Source organism: Arthrobacter sp. ZGTC212 (genome assembly GCF_002929255.1).
Taxonomy (GTDB): domain Bacteria; phylum Actinomycetota; class Actinomycetes; order Actinomycetales; family Micrococcaceae; genus Arthrobacter_B; species Arthrobacter_B sunyaminii.
The window spans coordinates 1-521 of record NZ_PJIJ01000091.1; the positions used below are offsets into that span (position 1 = coordinate 1).

2 protein-coding genes are annotated in these 521 nt (G+C 41.7%); both read left to right on the forward strand.

The genetic code is table 11. From position 1 onward, the window contains the following. The coding region (gene tnpB, locus CXQ89_RS18055) for an IS66 family insertion sequence element accessory protein TnpB (RefSeq protein ID WP_104162209.1) at nucleotides 1-206 on the forward strand (206 nt) is incomplete at its 5' end. Nucleotides 207-289: 83 nt separating this feature from the next. Further along, a partial coding sequence (locus tag CXQ89_RS18265) for a hypothetical protein (protein WP_146067318.1) occupies nucleotides 290-521 on the forward strand: 232 nt, incomplete at its 3' end.

The following is a 521-nucleotide window of genomic DNA, read 5'->3' on the forward strand; positions in this document are numbered from 1 at the left end:
TGCTCTTCTGGGAACATGGAGGCTTTGTCATCTATTATAAAAAGATGGACCAGGGCCGTTTCGAAGTACCACCGTTGCGCGCAGATGGACAAGGTGCTTTTATCAGTGAAATCCAGGTGCTGCAAGTGGTGCGCGGCATCGAGTTTCAAAAAGAAAAGCGCCGAAACAAAAGCGGGAAAAAGCAAGTATTGTCTTTAGAAGAATAAGCGTTTTTTTAAACAAAAACTGTCCTTTTACTTGTTTAAAACAGTGAAAAAGCGTATTTTTATACTATCAAAAATCAGGATTGATGGAACAAAAAGATACGGTTGATTACAAAAAACTTTACGAAGAAACTCTGCTGAAATTCAATCAGCAGCTCGGTGAGTTGCAGGCAATCAACCAAATGTTGCTCCATCGGTTGGATCTATTGCTCAGATCTACATACGGCAGTAAAAGTGAACGCTTTTCTGCCTCTACACAAAGCCCTAGTCAATTACGACTGGAGCTGGAACAGGAAGTTCTTGTCGAACAGGCCAGCA